The sequence below is a fragment of the Clostridium sp. YIM B02569 genome (assembly GCF_022320765.1).
Taxonomy (GTDB): Bacteria; Bacillota; Clostridia; order Clostridiales; family Clostridiaceae; genus Clostridium; species Clostridium beijerinckii.
The window spans coordinates 100,241-119,202 of record NZ_JAKJJX010000008.1; the positions used below are offsets into that span (position 1 = coordinate 100,241).

Consider the following 18,962-nt stretch of genomic DNA (forward strand, 5'->3'; position numbering starts at 1 on the left):
TATTTAAATTACTCCTTAGTTTTAAATTCACCTTTATTGCTTTCATCATTGAAATCCTTCATTTTTTCTTTAGGGTATTCTATTCTTTGATGGTATATGCTATTTAACGAAGTCAAAAAACATACTCTTATTTTTTCTATATCTTTTAATGTTAAATCACAATCATTTAATTGTCCTGATGATAATTTATCATCTATAATGCAATTAACCATTTGGTTAATTGCATCCTTAGTAGGTTTCTTAATTGATCTTACAGCCGCTTCAACACTATCAGATAGCATTACTATCCCAGCTTCTTTTGAGCTTGGTATTGGGCCTTCATATCTATAATCTTCTTCTTTTATTTCCTCTGGGTTTTCAGCACTATTTTTCATAGTATAGTAAAAATACTTTACTAATGTTTTACCATGATGCTCTAATATAATATCTTGGATAACCTTAGGAAGCTTATATTTTTTAGCTAACTCCAGACCATCTTTAACATGAGATTTTATTATCATAGCACTTAAATTTGGAGGTATATTCTCATGTGGATTATCTATCCCCATTTGATTCTCTCCAAAGAAATATGGCCTCTCTGTTTTTCCAATATCATGATAATATGATCCTATCCTTGTAATTACCGAATTAGCACCAACTTCTTCTGCTGCCATTTCTGAGAGATTTGCAACAAGCATACTATGGTGATATGTTCCTGGAGCTTCCATTAATAATTTTTTTAACAGTGGTGTATTAGGATTTGATAATTCTAGCAGCTTTAATGTAGTAACCTCATTAAATGTACCTTCTAAAAACGGTAATATTCCTAATGCAAATATACCTGATAAAAGGCCTCCAATGAATGTGATTCCACCTTTTACTAACACATCTCCGAAATTGCTCGATATTAATATTCCCGTAGACAATGTAAGTATTACGGTAACAACAGCAGTATACAATGTTGAATATAGCAATTCATTTCTTTGTTGCATCTTTTTCAAAAATGCCGCTCCTAATACCGAACTTACTATTCCTAGAATAATAATCTGAACATCAAAACCATTTAATGCTCCTATAACTATTGCATTTAAAGCGCTAAGTACAAATGATATCTTATAATTTAGTAATAGCGTAAGCATCATAGGCGCGCACGCAAACGGAATTAGAAAAGGCGATATAACCCCTACAGTTCTAGCTAACACAAGTGAAATCAAATTAATTGTACTTATAAGAATAAGCTTTTTATTGTTCTTATATATTTCACCATAATTTATTCTCACATATCCATATTGAAGAAACAATATTATCATCCAAAATATTGCAAGCGCTAAATAAATATATACATAAGCTGTTACATTTTCATCGTTAAGCATTCCAAGATCTGATAGAATATCAATTTGATCTTGTGTTACAGGCTCTCCTTCTTTAACTATAATCTGATTTTGTTTTATTATTACTTTAGATACATTCTTCTTGACTTCCTGTATCTTTTCTTGTGTTTTTTCTTCATCAAAAAAAACATTGGGGTTTATTTGTGTTTGAGCTATTTGCTTTAAAGCACTTGATACATCTTTATCCAAGTTTAAATTATCTATTTGAGTTGAAACAGCTCCTTTTGCTTCTTTTAAGGCACCTTCGTCTTTTTCCTGTATATTTTTTTCATATGCATTGTCAATTATATTTACTATTTTGTCTTCTATGCCAGGCAAAGTATCTTTTGATATTCCTATCAATGCCTTACATTGTTCATCTGTTAATTGAAATATAGTTAATTTCTTAAGCTCAGCTTGCTTATCAGCTATGGTAGAGTTCGCCATATTGCTTAATGATACAAGTTTATCGAACACTGCCCTTACATTATCCTCAGCTTCTTTCTTAACTTCTGGCTTCGATGTATACTGTTTCCCTACCTTTTCAGCCGCTTGATCTTCCTTTTCCTTTGTAGCTTTTTCATCCACTATATCTCTTGGAGCTTTTATATCTACTCTTGGTATATCTCCTTCTTTTAAGCTATATTGCTTAGGAGTTATTGCGGTAACAAGCAATAAATAGCCTATACTAAATACAAGTATAAATAATAGAATTCTTTGAATTCTATTATTTTTCCATTTATTATTTTGTTTTATATCCATGTAATTCACCTTTTCATCTTAATAATAAGTAATAGGCATAAAAACAACTTTGAATACCCCTTATGATACGTTTTTAGCAATATCCTGTTCTACAGTAAATTTAACATTAATTAAGATCTTTCCGCCTTCAATATCTTCTACTGCAGTTTTCTTATCTATTATCTTTGCATCGTTGCTAAGTGTTTTTCTCAATGACCCCTCTAACTTTTCTGTAGCTTCTTTAACTGTACTTTCTTTATCTAAGTTTACATTTATACCTTTTTTTTCGAAATATGTTATCTTATTAAAGAAACCATCCTTCTCTTCTATTTTATCATAATATTCAAATTGATTTATAGCTTTTTTCAAGTAAACTTTTTTCCCAAAAAAGTTTAAGTATATATCACTATTCTTGTTACCAGTTCTCTCAAGCTTTTCTCCACTTATTTGAACCTCCATAAATTTATCATAAAAAGTATTTGCTATAACTGTTCCACTCGGTTTTACTTCCATCTGAAAGCCTTCCCTTCCTTGGATAGGCAATATTAGATCGTCACCTTTCTTTACTATATCTCCTGGCACAACTGCTGGATTTCCTGAATTCGTATATACTCTCTTTACTTCTCCATCCATTTTAGCAACAACTTGATTATATAATGTTTTTTCTGTAGACGGAGGATTTACTTTTTCCTTTATAACCAATTTTAATGTAGACCCCTCTATCCTAACCCTAATCCACATTATCTGGCTATTTAAATCTTCCATCTTTTTTTCTATTTGATATACATTAACTTGTGATTTGTTAAGCCCTGGTTTGATTCCAATTGATGAGAGCTGTTGTCTAACTTCAAATGGACTTAAATTCCTCTGTGTCTCTATATCTATAGCCCATATATAATTTGATAATATATATATCACAGCAAAAAATAATCCCATTCCTATAACTAGAGAAATCTTTCTTCTCATTTTCATAAGTAAAACTATTATTCCACTAGTTCTTACTATCTTAACTTTTCCTTTATATTTTTTTATTAATATTTCTGCATCTTTATAATCTCTGTAATATATAGTTACTCTTACCGTTGTCAAGCTTACTTTCACTATATTACAGGTATAGATTTGGCTATTCCAAAAGGCATTTAATATTTTTTCTGGCACTAAAGCATTAATTTCTATGGTTACTTGTCCCGATTTCAAGCTGCTAAACATAATATTCTACCTCTCATATGAAATACCTTTAAAGATTCCGCTTATTGTTATACTCGTTTCTGCAATAAAAAGTATTTCGAACTCTTTCCCCTCAATTATGATTGCACCTATTCTGGAATTTATTTTAACCATATTAGTTTCGAAAAATATAATGCCCTTATGATTTTCAATAGTTATTTCTCTGTTTCCCACGACTATTATCTTTGGTAGATCTAATGAAATGTCACTTGGAAAATCTAACTTGCTAAGTATCTTTTCTTTACCTCTTTGAAATTTTTCTTCCATACTTTCCTCCCACATAAACTTTCTCATTGTAATTTATGATAGGATTTGCGAATTAATTCTATAATTTAATAATAATGATAATTTCCTGCAAAAAAATAAAGCCAATCATTACTATTATGGCTTTATCTAATTCATTTACGATAATGTATTCTAGTTATATGAACCAAATATTATCCTTTCATTGCTAGTCCAATTTTAGATAACAATGAAACAGGACATAGGATACTATTTATAATCCTATGTCCTGTTATATTAGTATAAAACTCAAAACAATCTTGAATTTTATTCTTATTTATTATTTAAATATTCCTTAACAAGCTGACTTACAAGTTTACCATCAGCTTTTCCTACTACTTTAGGTTTAACAGCTGACATAACTTTTCCCATATCTTTAATGCTATTTGCACCCACTTCTTCAGCTGATTCTTTTACTAATTGTTTTATCTCTTCTTCACTTAACTGCTGAGGAAGGTATTTCAACAAAATTTCAATCTCAGCCTTAGACTGATCTATTAAATCTTGCCTATTCCCCTTTTCAAATTCAAGCATAGCTTCTCTTCTTTGCTTGATTTCTTTAGCTAATATTGTAATAACTTCATCATCTTCAAGCTTTCTATTATCAGTTTTTTCAACCAATAATACTGCAGCTTTAGCTGTACTAATTACACTAGATGTGAACTTATCTTTTGCTTTTAAAGCAATTTTCCAATCATCTTGCAATCTATCTTTAATTGATGACATTTTTGTACCTTCTTTCAAAAGAAAATATCATTATTTGAACTTTCTCTTTCTAGCAGCTTCTGATTTCTTCTTTTTCTTAACGCTTGGCTTTTCATAATGTTCTCTCTTCCTAACTTCAGAAAGAACCCCAGCTCTAGCACATTTTCTCTTAAATCTTCTTAACGCACTTTCAAGTGTTTCGTTTTCTCCAACTTTAATTTCTGACATTTACTATCCCTCCCTCCGCTAGCTTAAATTAACTCAGCTATGGGCTTAATAACACATGCTATATTATACAATATTTAAATTAATAATGTCAAGAAATTAAGAAAAAATCTCCAGTTACTATTGATCAAATAACAACTCAAATTTAGCCTGGTGGCCACTGTAAACTTCGCCCTCCAAGTACATGGAAATGAATATGTTTTACTGTCTGTCCTGCATCCTCACCACAATTATTTACAACCCTATATCCTTTATCTGATATTCCAAGATCTACTACTAATTTACCAATAACTTTAAATATATGTGATACAATATCAATATTGCTGTCATCTAAAGTATTAGCACTTTCGATATGTTCTTTTGGAATAACTAAGAAATGAGTTGGAGCTTCAGGATTTATGTCATAAAAAGCATAAACTTTATCATCTTCATATATTTTTTTACTAGGGATATCCCCACTTATAATTTTGCAAAATATACAACCTTCCATAAATTCACCTCCTTCTAAGTAACAATCTCAATTCACAAACGTAAGAATCGAGATTTTATAATTCATATTTAGAAATTCTCTTTGAATTATATATCTTATTCCAAAAATGATCCTTAATCAATCTTATCTTGATTTATATTATACCAAAACTATATAATTTTTCCAACAACATATTCCGCATCTGAGGCCATTATTTTACATAAAATTATTTTTCCTATCATGTCTCTGCTTCCATTTGGAATTTCAACTTTTACATAATTTCTTGTATACCCCTCAAATACCCCAGGCTTATTAGATACTTCTTGCTCAACTAATACATCTAGTTCTCTTCCAACTAAAGATTTACTAAAATCGCCTTCATTCTTTGCATTTAGTTCAATTAAAGCCTTACTTCTCTTGTCCTTTACATTTCCATCTATTTGATTAGGCATATCTGAAGCCTTCGTACCTTTTCTTGGGCTGAATTTGAATATATGTGTTTTAGTTAATTTAATTCTCTTTAAGTATTCATAAGTTTCATTAAATTCCTCATCAGTTTCACCGGGGAAACCTACGATTACATCAGTAGTTATTGAGGCATCTTTAAGGTTTTCTCTTATTCTATTAACTGCATCTTCGTATTCTTTAGCAGTATATCTTCTATTCATTCTTTTTAAAGTTGCATCACAGCCGCTTTGAAGTGATAAATGAAATTGTGGACATAGTTTTTTCATTTTTTTCATTTTCTCGATAACTTCATCTGTAAAGAAACTAGGCTCTATAGAACCTATCCTAACTCTTTCAATTCCATCCTGTTTCTCTATTTCTTCTAATAAAGTTATTAAAGTTACATTTCCATCTAAATCAACACCATAAGATGCTGTATGTATTCCTGATAATATTATTTCTTTAAATCCATGTTCACTTAAATTCTTTATTTCATCCAATACTTTTTGAGGGTCTTTTGAGCAAGTTGTTCCTCTGGTATAAGGTATGAGACAATATGCACAAAATCTATTACAACCATCTTGTATCTTTAAAAATGCTCTTGTTTTATCTTGATACTCTTCTATATTTAATTCTTCAAACTGTTTATTCTTTAGAACTTCTCCAACCATTAACTGAGGTTTTTGCTCATCCTTAGCCTTATTCACATAATAAACAATATCGCCTTTATTTCTAGTCCCAAGTACAACATCTACCCCTTGTATTTTAGAAACTTCTTCTGGCGCAACTTGCGAATAGCATCCAACAGCTGCAATTATTGCATTTTCATTTCTTCTTCTAGCTCTGCTAATTATTTGCCTTGATTTTTTATCACTCATATTAGTTACAGAACAAGTATTTATAACATAAACATCAGCAAAACCTTCAAAGTCAGTTACTTCATAACCTTCTCTTATGAACTTTTCCGCCATAGCCTCTGTTTCATAATGATTTACCCTGCATCCAAGAGTTGCAAAAGCCACAAGACTCTTCCCCTCTGTATTTTTTATTGGTTCTTTGTTAGATAACTTCTTAAGCTTAGTCTTGTCACTACCTGCTCTGACTAATTTCATTTGGTTCTCTCCCATTATGATAGCTTTCCTCCTAAATCTCCTAATTCATATTGAATTAATGCCGTAGCTGTAAATCCAGCCGTCTCTGTACGTAATATTCTATTTCCAAGAGTCACTATATAAGCACCTTGTTCTTTTAAAGTATCAATTTCAGATTCCTCAAATCCACCTTCAGGTCCTATCAATATTCCAACATTATTTATATTATCTAAATCCACATTATCTCTTTCTAATTTTCTCACAAGAGTTTTAATTCCAAAATCTTCGGCATTTTCATAAGGTACAATAATCAAATCCATCTTTTTTAATTCATTTATTGCCTCATTGAAATCTATAACTTCTTTAACTTGAGGAATTACACTTCTTTTTGATTGTTTGCATGCCTCAAGAGCAATTCTATTTAGTCTATCAAGCTTTTTAAATTCGCCTTTAAGTTTTACATCTACTCTTGCAGTTGTTACAGGAATAAACTCAGATACTCCAAGTTCTGTTCCCTTTTGTACTATCAGGTCCATTTTCTGACCTTTTGGTAGTCCCTGAAACAGATGTACTTTAACTTTACTTTCATTATTTATATCTAATCTTTTAATAATTTTAACTATAACTTCACTTTTAGTTATAGTTTCTATCTCACCTAGATACTCAATTCCTTCGCAATTGTTTAATACTACTTCTTCACCTTCAGATAATCTTAAAACCTTATAAATATGTTTTACATCATCTCCAAGTATTCTACCTTCAGTTTCACTAATATTATGAGGTTCTGTAAAAAACTTATGCATACGGCTCCTCTCTAATTCACAGTTCACAATGCTCAATGCACAATTAAATAATAATTGATTACGGTATATCAACTATAGATTTTCTAAAAAATCTCTTAGAAATTTCTCCCAAACTGTGCATTGTGAATTGTACATTGTGCATTATTTTCATAATTACATTTTCAAACCGTTAACCAAAATTTGCATTACAAATATCTATATTTATACTAATTAATTACTTTAGCAACTATACAGTTCCATTCTCCATCTTTATTTATCTCAATAACTTCAAAACCACATTCAACAAACTTTTCTGTAACCATATCTACCCTATCATGAATTATACCTGAAGTTATAAATAATCCACCTTCATTTAGAGCCTTTTTAACATCCTCAGTTAGTACACAAATAATTTCTGCTATTATATTTGCAACTACTATATCGGCTTTTCCATCAACTACATCTAAAAGATTTCCTTCTAATACTTCAATATTATTCAAATTATTAAAGCTTATATTTTCTTTAGAAGAATCAACAGCAACAGGATCTAGGTCAACACCAACAACATGTTTAGCTCCAAGCTTCGCTGCTGCTATCGCAAGTATTCCTGATCCACATCCTACGTCAAATACTGTTGTATCAGGCTTTACATACTTATCTAAAGCTTGAATACACATCCTTGTAGTTTCATGAGTTCCAGTTCCAAATGCCATTCCTGGATCCAACTCTATAATTAGTTCTTCATCATTTTTTTCATATTCTTCCCAAATTGGTTTAACAACAATCTTATCTGTTATTTTAACTGGTTTATAATATTGCTTCCAATTATTAGCCCAGTCCTCTTCGTGCATCTTCTTAGCTTCTACTGTACCTTCACCAATATCTATTCCAAATTCTTTAATCTCAGAAAGTTTTTCCTTAACATATTCAACAATCTCTTCAACCTTATCATCTTGAGAAAAATAAGCTTTAACTACAGCTGCATTTCCTTTATGTTCTAAGATATTTATATCTGCAAAATCCCAAGTTAATGGTCCTTGATCTCTTGAAAGTAAATCCTCCGGATCTTCTATTGCAACATTAGGGCAATTTAATCCATAAAATATTCCTGATATAGGCTCTAACGCCTCGCTCTTTGTTATTACACTAACTTCAATCCATATTCCATCCATGTTTATCAACCTTTCTAATTCAGTTTCAGTAACAGTTTGCAATTTAGGAATACATTTTTTTCAAAATTTATTAAAAATATTTTTAAATTCCATAGAATTTTTTCCTACAATTGCTCTTTGCTAACTATATAATTTTATTTTTTTAAAATCATTGTAACCCTTACAATAACTATAAATATTTACATATTTATATATTTAACATTGATATATATTTATATAGTTAACTATTTACATAGATTTCTATTTAACTACTTACATATATATCTAGTTAAATTTATATATTTTAAAATATTTTTATTGATATCCTAGTTTTATATTTAAATTTTAAAATATTAAACTTCTTAATTGTGACCAGTAAGTTCCGTATTATGCTTAAAAGATCTTAATTGTGCTTCGCACTTTTTTCATATGTGAATTGATCTTAATTGTGCTTCGCACTTTTTTCATATGTGCGTATCTTTTCATATGTTTAAATTCTTAAGTGAGAGTCCAAAAGTGATGCTTCAAATTTTGTATTTGGTTAGCAGAACTTTCTCTTCGAGCATCTTGCATTTGGTTCCTCGAACTTACCCAGCAAACACATGTGAATCGGGTAAATTCCTAAATTCTTAAATTCTTAAATTCTTAAATTCTTAAATTCTTAAATTCTTAAATTCTTAAATTCTTAAATTCTGGTTATTATAAATCTAATTATCTTTCATGGCAATCAAAAATTTTATTTTTATTCCTTGTTCACTAAACATTTTTTCATGCTCAGTCTGAACATTTCCTTCAACATCACTATTGTGAAGATCATATGTTATATATTTAATTCTAAACCCTGCTTCATTAAAATATTCAAGCGATTCCTCAAATAATTCATCATCATCAGTTTTAAAATAAATTTCTCCTTCATTCTTTAAAAATGTTTTGTACTGTTCAAGCTGCCTCATATGTGTTAATCTTCTCTTTTTATGCTTTTCCTTTGGCCACGGATTGCAAAAATTTATGTATATTCTACTTACAACATCTTCTTTACTTAAGATTTCACTGATAAGTCCTATCTCTTGAGCCATTAATTTTACATTATCAGACTTCCTATTTTTTTCTTCATAAGCCTTTTCAATATTTCTTTTTGCTAATCCTAATACCTCATCCTTTATGTCAATTGCAATATAATTTATATCTGGATTCTCAGAGGCATGAACTGCCATAAAAGTCCCCTTCCCACATCCAAGTTCTAGATATATTGGTTTATCATTACCGAAAAATTCTTTCCACTTGCCTTTATATTCTTTCGGATTTATAACAAAAAAATCGCAACCTTCAAGCTCAGGTCTTGCCCACGGTTTTTTTCTCATTCTCATGTTAGTTCACTCCATCTTTTATAAGCTTTTAAAAAAATAGCATTTCACTGCCATTAAGTTTTTTAGATCATTAAATTGAACTTATCGACACAATACCATATAAACAAGACTCTCATACCGTCTTATTGTTCTATTAATCGGCCGTATCCTTCATAATAATTATACCTATAAAAATTTATATTGCAATTTTTATCTCAAAAATATACAGGTATTGCAGATAACTCAAATATCTGTACTGAATCTTTTATCTCAAAGTATTTTTACTTTCTTAATACTAATTAAAATTTCTTGCCCCCCAAAGTTGTTTATCTAAAAAATCATCCGATTTAATACTTAACACCCTATCATTATTAAATATAAAAAATAGTACACCTCATACTTAAGAGAATGTACTATTTTAACTGCTTTATATTATGACTTATTTTTTATATTTCTCTATTATTTTTAATAGTTCTTCCTCGTTATTTTCTACAAACTCATAAAAATTCATATTTTTATTCTCTATATCTAATGATAATTCATATAAAAACTCTGGTATTTCACTAGCAGGTAAGTCACCATAAACTTTTCCGAGCCTTGCACTTCCTGTTTCAAATGATCCGTTAATATGTAATTCAAATACATCTTCAACAGCATCGCCAACTTTTTTACGTTTTCCTGTAAGTCCGATACCAACGACTTCATGAACTGCACATGAATTTCCACATCCTGATATATGAACTCTTGGAAGTATATCTTTATTATAACCTTTTTCTGCAAAGTAATTAATTATATTGTTAAGCATTTTTTGACTCTCTAAAATTCCAACTTGACATATTGGCACTCCAATACATGATACACTTTGCTGAAGAGCTGTTTCTCCTCCAATATTTTGTGTTAAATCTAAAATTTCTTTAGCTTCATCACCATTTAAATTTCTAAAATATAAACCTTCTGTCATAGTAAGTCTTATTTCTAAGTCTTTTACTACTTTTAATTTATCTAAAATTTCTCTTAATGTCTTAACAGAAATTTGTCCGCCAATTGGATGGAAATATACGCTGTATAATCCTTTTTGCTTTTGTGAATATAATCTTGAATGTTTTAATTCAATTTCTTTACCTTCTTTAGTAATTTCCTTAGATTCTACAAATAAATCTAACGCATTATTATCTAACACATATTTTAAATGTTCTTTATATGTTTCTATGAATTTCTCTTTGCCCATTCTCTCTAATATATATCTTATGCGAGCTTTATTTCTATCTTCATAGTTACCTTCTTTTATAAATAAACTAGTCATGGCTTCTACGTGGTATAATACATCACTTGGTTTTATAAGCTCATCATATTCGACTGCAACTTGAGGATTTCTTCCAATTCCGCCTCCCATAAAAACTCTAAAATACTTTTCATTATCTTTAATTGTTGCTAAAAACCCTAAATCAGCTACATTACAATGCCCCTGATCTGAATCGCTGCTTGAGAAAGATACTTTAAACTTTCTTGGAAATTTATATGATGTTATTTTGCTTAAAAAATGTTTATTTACAGCTAATGCATATGGTGTCACATCAAATGCTTCATCTTTATCTACACCTGATAGCGGAGACATAGCTACATTTCTTGGAAAGTTTCCGCCGCCTCCTCTAGAATATATATCATTATCTATACCATCCTTCATTATTCCACAAACTTGATCTATCGTTAAATTATGATACTGCACTGCTTCTCTTGTAGTTAAATGAAATTTATCTAAATTATATTTATCAGCTATATCACATAACCAATTCATATTTTCAAAGCTACTAATTCCTGAAGGAATTCTTAGTCTTATCATGAATTCTTTTTTATTACGTTCTGAGTATACCCCCATTCCCCCAGAAACTTTTTTAAAATCCATAATAGATACTTCACCAGATAAAAACTTATTTCCTAATTCTCTAAACTCTTCTATTTCAATTAATAATTTTTCCTTCAATTCCTTCACTTTTTCTCCTCCTAAATATAATTATTTTAATATATTATAACCTATATTTTAAAATATGACTATAACTATAGGTTTTGTCGGGGAATTTTTATCTAAAAAAGAAACTACTGAAATAATGCTAATTGATAGACATTATTCAAATAGTTTCTCCGATATAATTCTATTTATTTTTTCCAAATAATTTTTTCTTAGGAACATTAGCTTCATCAAACTCTTCACCAGATGCTCTCATAAAATCATATAAAGCTTCCTTTTGTTCCTTATTTAAGGTTTTAGGAATATCAACAATAACTTTTACGTATTGATCTCCTTTTCCGTTTGAGTTAACTCTTTGTATTCCTTTGCCTTTTAATCTAAACATAGTTCCTGATTGTGTACCTGGTGGAACAGTATATTTAACATTTCCATCAACTGTAGCTACAGTTATTTCTGTACCTAATGCTGCTTTAGGCATAGAAATATGAGCATCTATATAAACATCGTTTCCTTTTCTTGTAAACACCTTTGATGGAGTAACATTAATTCTTACATACAAATCTCCAGGACTTCCACCTCTTAACCCATGTTCTCCTTGTCCTCTTAAAGGCATTACATTTCCTGTATCTACACCTGCTGGTATGTTAACTTTTATCTTTCTTGTTTTTCTAATACTGCCTTTTCCTCTACACTCTGAACATGGCTTTTCAATAATTTTACCAGTACCTCTACAAGTATCACATGTAGAAGTTGATACAAAACTTCCAAGAGGAGTTTGTCTTTGAACTCTTACTTGACCTGATCCACTACAAGTTGGGCAAGTCTTCGCATTAGTTCCTGGTTCGGCTCCACTTCCATGACAATGTTCACAGTTTTCATTTCTAGTAACAGAAATTTCTTTCTCTACTCCAAAAACAGCTTCTTCGAAAGTTAATGTTATTGTATACTCAATATCATTTCCTCTTACTGGACCATTTCTTCTTCTAGAACTTGATCCTCCGCCTCCAAAGAATGATTCAAAAATATCTCCAAATCCGCCCATATCGAATCCGTCAAAGCCACCAAAGCCTCCTCCTCCGAATCCGCCACTACCATCAAAGGCAGCTGATCCGAACTGATCATATTTAGCTTTCTTTTCTGGATCCGAAAGTACTTGATAAGCTTCATTTATTTCTTTAAACTTTTCTTCTGCCTCAGCATTTCCTTGATTTCTATCCGGATGATATTTTACAGCTAATTTTCTAAAGGCTCTTTTTATTTCATCATCACTTGCACCCTTTTGAAGTCCAAGCAATTCATAATAGTCTTTATTTGCCATTCGTTTAAATTCACCACCTAGTTTTATTTACTGTAGAAAAGGGAAGACGAGCTTGCCTTCCCTATCCTATTATATTAGATAACTGTAGTTTAGTACACATAATTTATATCTTATTTATCTTCATCTACTTTGAAATCAGCATCTACTACATTATCATCATGTGGTGCACTTTGAGCTCCTCCAGCTGCTGCATTTGGATCAGCAGCTCCTTCAGCTCCACCAGCTTGTTGATACATCTTTGTAGCTATTGGATAGAATGATTGATTTACTGCTTCGATTGCAGCTTTAGTAGCTTCTACATCATCTCCATCTTTAACCTTCTTAAGATCTTCAATTTTAGCTCTTACTGCTGCCTTTTCATCCTCAGTAGCTTTATCTCCAACTTCATTTAAAGTCTTTTCTATTTGATATATAGTTTGGTCTGCGTTATTTACAGCTTCAACTTTTTCTTTTCTCTTCTTATCTTCTTCAGCAAATTTTTCTGCTTCTTTTACAGCTTTATCTACTTCATCATCACTTAAGTTAGTTGAAGCAGTGATTGTGATATTTGCTTCTTTACCAGTTCCTTTATCTAATGCAGATACTTTAACAATACCGTTAGCATCTATATCAAATGTAACTTCGATTTGAGGAATTCCTCTTGGTGCTGGAGCTATACCTGATAATGTGAATTGTCCAAGTGACTTGTTATCCATAGCCATTTGTCTTTCACCTTGAACTACATTAATTTCAACTGATGTTTGGTTATCTGCCGCAGTTGAGAATACTTGACTCTTCTTTGTTGGAATAGTTGTATTTCTTTCGATTAATGGAGTAGCTATACCACCTGCTGTTTCAATTCCAAGTGTTAATGGAGTAACATCAAGTAATACAACGTCTTTAACTTCACCAGTTAATACACCTGCTTGAATAGCTGCACCAACTGCAACACATTCATCTGGGTTAACTCCCTTAGATGGTTCTTTTCCTGTAAAGTTCTTAACAGCTTCTACTACTGCTGGAATTCTTGTTGATCCACCAACTAAGATTATTTTATCTATATCATTTAATGAAAGTTTAGCATCAGCTAATGCCTTTCTCATAGGTTCAATACTTCTTTCAACTAGGTCATGAGTAATTTCATTAAACTTAGCTCTGCTTAATGTTAAATCTATATGCTTTGGACCTGTTGCATCAGCAGTGATAAATGGTAAATTTATATTTGTTTGTTGAGATGCTGATAATTCAATTTTAGCTTTTTCAGAAGCTTCTTTTAATCTTTGAACTGCCATTTTATCTTGCATTAAGTCAATTCCATTTGAAGCTTTAAACTCATCTGCAATATATTTCATTATCTTCTCATCAAAATCGTCTCCACCAAGCTTTGTATCACCGTTAGTTGATAATACTTCAAACACTCCATCTCCAAGATCTAGAATAGATACATCGAAAGTACCACCACCTAAGTCATAAACTAGGATTTTGTGAGCTGAATCTGTTTTATCTAAACCATAAGCTAATGATGCTGCTGTTGGTTCGTTGATTATTCTCAATACTTCAAGGCCTGCAATCTTACCTGCATCCTTAGTTGCTTGTCTTTGGCTATCATTAAAGTAAGCTGGTACAGTAATAACCGCTTGAGTTACTGTTTCACCTAAATAGCTTTCCGCATCTGCTTTTATTTTTTGTAAAACCATAGCAGAAATTTCTTGTGGTGAATATTCTTTTCCATCTATATCAACTTTATATCCAGTTCCCATATGTCTCTTTATTGAAATAACTGTTTTATCTGGATTAGTAATCGCTTGTCTTTTAGCTACTTGACCAACTAATCTTTCTCCATTTGCTTGGAATGATACTACTGAAGGAGTAGTTCTAGCACCTTCTGAGTTTGCTATAACTGTTGGTTCTCCACCTTCCATAACTGCTACACATGAATTTGTAGTTCCTAAATCAATTCCTATAATCTTTCCCATGATATTTTCCTCCTAAAACTTTATTAGTTTATTTAAACTTGAATTTTTCAGTTTATTATTTTTGAATTCTATTTATATATCTTAATAAGAAACTTGTTCCTATTTCTAATTAGCAACTTTAACCATAGTATGTCTTATTATCTTATCATCTTTCTTATATCCCTTTTGGAAAACTTCTGCTACTACATTTTTACCTAATTCTTCATCTTCTATATGCATTACTGCATTATGAAGATTAGGATCAAATTCTCCAGTAGCATCTATTTCTTCAACACCAAGTTTTGCAAATGAATCTTTGCATCCCTTTATTGTCATTTCAATTCCTTTTTTCAAATCTTCAATACTACCATCAGCTGCAACAGCTCTTTCTAAATTGTCAAGAATAGGAACAATCTCTTTTAATACATCTACATATGCATCGCTATATATTCCTTCTTTTTCTTTAGCTGTTCTTTTTCTATAGTTATCATATTCAGCTGTTAATCTTAAAAGTCTATCTTTTGTCGCATCTAATTCTTCTCTCAATTTCTTATTTTCCTCTTCTTGATTTTTTACTAAATCTTCTTGATCTTCCTCTGCAGCTTCTATATTTTCTGAAGCCTCTTTGCTAGCTTCATTTGTTTCTGCTGCATCATTACTTTCTTGAGTCTCATTATCCTTTTCTGCTACTTCATCTGCAATTTCTTCTTTTTCTAGTTCTTCATTTTTAACATCTCTATTTTCTTCCATGTATCTAACACACACCTCTTCTCTTTAAATCTAACATCTATTTTGGATTGCTCAATATATTATTAAGCTCTTTTATAACTTCTGACATAATCATTATTACCTTTGAGTAATTAATCCTTCTAGGTCCAATTAATCCAATTTTCCCAATAGGCCTATCCTTAAAGGAATATTCAGCTGATATTATACTACAATCTCTAGCTTGTGGCTTGTAGTTTTCATCCCCTATACTGACTGTTATATTGTCTTGAGGATTAAACAGCTCCATCAAAGCTTCTTTATCATTCAAAAGCGATAGCATTTCTTTAGCTTTATCAATATCGTTATATTCAGGATAATTAAATATGTTGGTAGTTCCCTCCATGAATACTTCTGTAGAATCCGCCGAGTTTAGAGTCTCATATAAAATAGGCAATAAAGCATTGAATATTTCTTCATAGGCTCCTAGATCCTTTTTTAAGTTATTAATTACTTCTAAATTAATTTCTTGTATAGAAAGATTCACCAATCTATTATTTATAACTTCATTTATTCGTGTTAAAGTTTCAACTTCAGGAACTCTATTATTTAGCTTCATTATATGATTCTTTATGACACCAGTATCTGTTAAAAAAACTGATACTAAATTATGATCATCAACTTTAATCAGCTGAATTGACTTTATAAAGCTCCTTTTTACTGATGGTGTCTCAATTACACAAGTTAATTTAGTAAGTTCTGACAATAAGGCGCTAGTTTGCTTAACTATTTTATCTACTTCAAGCATTGCCGAATCGATTATATATTGTTTTATCCTTAGATCTTCTTCAACTGTTAGCATCTGATTATCCATGAGCTGATCAACATATAATCTATATCCCTTACTAGAAGGAATTCTTCCTGCAGAAGCATGAGGTTGTTCTAAGTATCCCATATCTTCAAGGTCAGCCATCTCATTCCTTATTGTTGCGGACCCAATACCTAAGTTATAGTTTTTAGCAATAGTTCTTGATCCTACAGGATCTCCTGTTCGAATATAGTCATTGATAATAGCTTGAAGTATTCTTATTTTTCTGTCATCAATACTCATAACCTCACCTCTTTTTGTTAGCACTCATTAACCTCGAGTGCTAATGACTATGTTTTTAATATATTATTTATGATGTTTTTTGTCAATTCTATTTATATTTATTATAGCTACCTAACGTTAATAATAAAGCAATTTTGTTAACTTAGCTCTTTATATCTCCTATTTTCTCCATTTTTATATGTAATATATTTTTATAATTGCGCTTAATCTTTCTTTAAACTTTTCATAAGAGAATCCATTAAGATAAAATGAAATCACTCATTACATAGTTTGATATTTCTATTCCATGCGAAGTTAGATATAGATTTCCCGAATTATTAATTAATAATCCTTTTTTAATATTTTTTTCAATAATTTCTCCATACACTTCATATATATCTTTATTAAATCGCTCTTTAAATTTCTCTACTTTTATCCCTTCAATCATCCTAAGCCCCATAAATAAAAATTCTTCCATATCATCTTTAATATCATTTACGTGAATTTCTTCAATTACACTTTCTTTATTATTTATTCTTTTAATATATTCCTTAATATTGTCTATATTTTTACTTCTTTTTTTATCTATAAATGAACTAGCAGACACCCCCATCCCTAAGTATTCATCACATTTCCAATAAACTTTATTATGAAAGCACTCTTTGCCTTTCTTTGAATAATTAGATATTTCATATTGATGATATCCATACCCGTTCAATATGTCTTTAGTTGTCAAATACATAATTCGTTCTTTATCCTCTTCAGGTAAATTCAACTTATCTTCTTCATATAATTTATAAAACCGAGTTCCTTCTTCTATAATCAAGCTATATGCAGATATGTGATCTAGTTCAAGTTCTGCTACTTTTCGCAAAGAACATTCCCAATCTTCAATAGTTTGATTAGGCAATCCAAACATCAAGTCTGCATTTATATTATTAAATCCTAGCTTTCTAGCAAGAAAATAATTTTCTTCAAATTCTTCATAGCTATGTATTCTTCCAATATCTTTTAATAAAGAGTTTTTTGTTGATTGTAATCCCATGCTAATTCTATTAACATTGTGTTCCTTCATAATATTTAGATTTTTTTCATTTAATGTACCTGGATTACACTCCACTGTGAACTCCAAATCATCCTTTAAATTCAATTTATTTAAAGTACCTAGTAGTTTTTCTAGACTTAAGTCATTCAAGTAGGATGGCGTTCCTCCTCCAATAAATATGCTACTTATTCTGTATTCTTTTCCTTTTTGTAATATTTCATTACTTAACGCTTCTATATATTCGTTCATTAATCCTTCTTTTCCTGAATAAGATGGAAAATCACAATAAAAACATTTCTGTTTACAAAAAGGAATATGTATATATAAAGATATATCCCTCATTAATTTTTCCTCCAATACATTATTAAATATTTTACTTGATAAAATAAAGCAAAAATAAAGAATGAATAACTAGAGGAGCATTTACCCTTCATTTAAACCTATAAGGTGTGTACACCTTTAATTTAAATTTCAATAGATATTCTCGCTTTTATCATTCATTCTTTATTATTTATTTTTAGATAATATACATCATACTTTTTTCATATCAAAAACTATCTATACTAATAATTTTTCTGCCTGTTCTTTTAATAAGGCAATTTTACTTTCTGCATCTACAACAGAGAAACCATACACATCAACAAAATTGTAAAAATAATTAGCAAATGCTATTCTCTTACTACGTGTTATACCCAATGCTTCACCTAGCTTTTCTAAAAGTTCAACTTCTTCTTCATTATATTCTCCATCAATAAGAGCAAGGCCTATTAATTCAAAATAAATAATATTTTTGCATCTATTAGACGAACCTTTTAGAGTTTCACATACAGAATTTAGATCTGATTCTGATATTTCACTTTCATTTATATTTAGCTCTTCTAGATAGTCATTGTAAAGATTTTTTTCTTCTTTCGCAAAAACATTGTCTGAATTTGCAAGGATTTTAACCAATTGCATAAATGCAATTCCTTCATTTTTCTTTAACTCATTTAAAAACATTCAAACCCCTCCCAAACCGGCATTAAAATAATTATTTGTATAATACTAATTAATATTATACAAATAATTCCTCAAAAATAATATATTTTT

17 protein-coding genes are annotated in these 18,962 nt (G+C 30.2%); all 17 read right to left on the reverse strand.

Annotated elements, in window-relative coordinates:
* Positions 1-8: 8 nt before the first annotated feature.
* The 17 genes from L3B96_RS09200 to L3B96_RS09280 all read right to left on the reverse strand — a co-directional run bounded on the left by L3B96_RS09200 (position 9) and on the right by L3B96_RS09280 (position 18,872).
* Entirely contained in the window at positions 9-2,111 is a 2,103-nt protein-coding gene (locus L3B96_RS09200; RefSeq protein WP_238860495.1) for an HD family phosphohydrolase, read from the reverse strand.
* Between the two features lie 60 nt (positions 2,112-2,171).
* Complete coding sequence (gene yqfD, locus L3B96_RS09205) at positions 2,172-3,299, reverse strand: sporulation protein YqfD (protein WP_011968184.1); 1,128 nt, start codon at positions 3,297-3,299, stop codon at positions 2,172-2,174.
* Positions 3,300-3,305: 6 nt separating this feature from the next.
* A complete protein-coding gene (gene yqfC / locus L3B96_RS09210; RefSeq protein WP_011968183.1) occupies positions 3,306-3,584 on the reverse strand; it encodes a sporulation protein YqfC in 279 nt (92 codons plus the stop codon).
* A 288-nt stretch (positions 3,585-3,872) separates the two neighbouring features.
* Positions 3,873-4,325 (reverse strand): GatB/YqeY domain-containing protein, encoded by a 453-nt coding sequence (locus tag L3B96_RS09215; RefSeq protein WP_011968182.1) that lies wholly within the window; start codon positions 4,323-4,325, stop codon positions 3,873-3,875.
* A gap of 30 nt (positions 4,326-4,355) precedes the next feature.
* Positions 4,356-4,532: a 30S ribosomal protein S21 gene (gene rpsU, locus L3B96_RS09220; protein WP_008429643.1), complete on the reverse strand. Its 177-nt coding sequence runs from the start codon at positions 4,530-4,532 to the stop codon at positions 4,356-4,358.
* A 142-nt stretch (positions 4,533-4,674) separates the two neighbouring features.
* Complete coding sequence (locus L3B96_RS09225; RefSeq protein ID WP_011968181.1) at positions 4,675-5,019, reverse strand: histidine triad nucleotide-binding protein; 345 nt, start codon at positions 5,017-5,019, stop codon at positions 4,675-4,677.
* 149 nt (positions 5,020-5,168) lie between these two features.
* Entirely contained in the window at positions 5,169-6,572 is a 1,404-nt protein-coding gene (mtaB, locus tag L3B96_RS09230; protein ID WP_238860497.1) for a tRNA (N(6)-L-threonylcarbamoyladenosine(37)-C(2))-methylthiotransferase MtaB, read from the reverse strand.
* Positions 6,572-7,339 carry a 16S rRNA (uracil(1498)-N(3))-methyltransferase gene (locus tag L3B96_RS09235; protein WP_077831054.1) on the reverse strand — a complete coding sequence of 256 codons (768 nt, stop codon included), beginning with the start codon at positions 7,337-7,339 and terminating at the stop codon, positions 6,572-6,574. Before L3B96_RS09235 ends, mtaB begins: the two co-directional genes overlap by 1 nt.
* Before the next feature lie 206 nt (positions 7,340-7,545).
* On the reverse strand, positions 7,546-8,490 hold the full coding sequence (gene prmA / locus L3B96_RS09240; protein ID WP_238860499.1) for a 50S ribosomal protein L11 methyltransferase: 945 nt from the start codon (positions 8,488-8,490) through the stop codon (positions 7,546-7,548).
* A gap of 686 nt (positions 8,491-9,176) precedes the next feature.
* Positions 9,177-9,836: a tRNA (guanosine(46)-N7)-methyltransferase TrmB gene (gene trmB / locus L3B96_RS09245; RefSeq protein ID WP_238860501.1), complete on the reverse strand. Its 660-nt coding sequence runs from the start codon at positions 9,834-9,836 to the stop codon at positions 9,177-9,179.
* Positions 9,837-10,254: 418 nt separating this feature from the next.
* The gene (locus tag L3B96_RS09250) at positions 10,255-11,805 is read right to left on the reverse strand and encodes a nitrite/sulfite reductase (RefSeq protein ID WP_238860503.1); all 1,551 of its coding nucleotides are present in this window, start codon (positions 11,803-11,805) and stop codon (positions 10,255-10,257) included.
* Between the two features lie 160 nt (positions 11,806-11,965).
* Positions 11,966-13,099 (reverse strand): molecular chaperone DnaJ, encoded by a 1,134-nt coding sequence (gene dnaJ, locus L3B96_RS09255; RefSeq protein ID WP_238860504.1) that lies wholly within the window; start codon positions 13,097-13,099, stop codon positions 11,966-11,968.
* A 110-nt stretch (positions 13,100-13,209) separates the two neighbouring features.
* The gene (gene dnaK / locus L3B96_RS09260; RefSeq protein WP_238860506.1) at positions 13,210-15,054 is read right to left on the reverse strand and encodes a molecular chaperone DnaK; all 1,845 of its coding nucleotides are present in this window, start codon (positions 15,052-15,054) and stop codon (positions 13,210-13,212) included.
* Between the two features lie 105 nt (positions 15,055-15,159).
* On the reverse strand, positions 15,160-15,783 hold the full coding sequence (gene grpE / locus L3B96_RS09265; RefSeq protein WP_011968173.1) for a nucleotide exchange factor GrpE: 624 nt from the start codon (positions 15,781-15,783) through the stop codon (positions 15,160-15,162).
* 37 nt (positions 15,784-15,820) lie between these two features.
* Positions 15,821-16,849 (reverse strand): heat-inducible transcriptional repressor HrcA, encoded by a 1,029-nt coding sequence (gene hrcA / locus L3B96_RS09270; protein WP_011968172.1) that lies wholly within the window; start codon positions 16,847-16,849, stop codon positions 15,821-15,823.
* Positions 16,850-17,087: 238 nt separating this feature from the next.
* Complete coding sequence (gene hemW / locus L3B96_RS09275; RefSeq protein WP_238860508.1) at positions 17,088-18,215, reverse strand: radical SAM family heme chaperone HemW; 1,128 nt, start codon at positions 18,213-18,215, stop codon at positions 17,088-17,090.
* A gap of 216 nt (positions 18,216-18,431) precedes the next feature.
* Complete coding sequence (locus tag L3B96_RS09280; protein ID WP_023974010.1) at positions 18,432-18,872, reverse strand: hypothetical protein; 441 nt, start codon at positions 18,870-18,872, stop codon at positions 18,432-18,434.
* Positions 18,873-18,962: the final 90 nt, after the last annotated feature.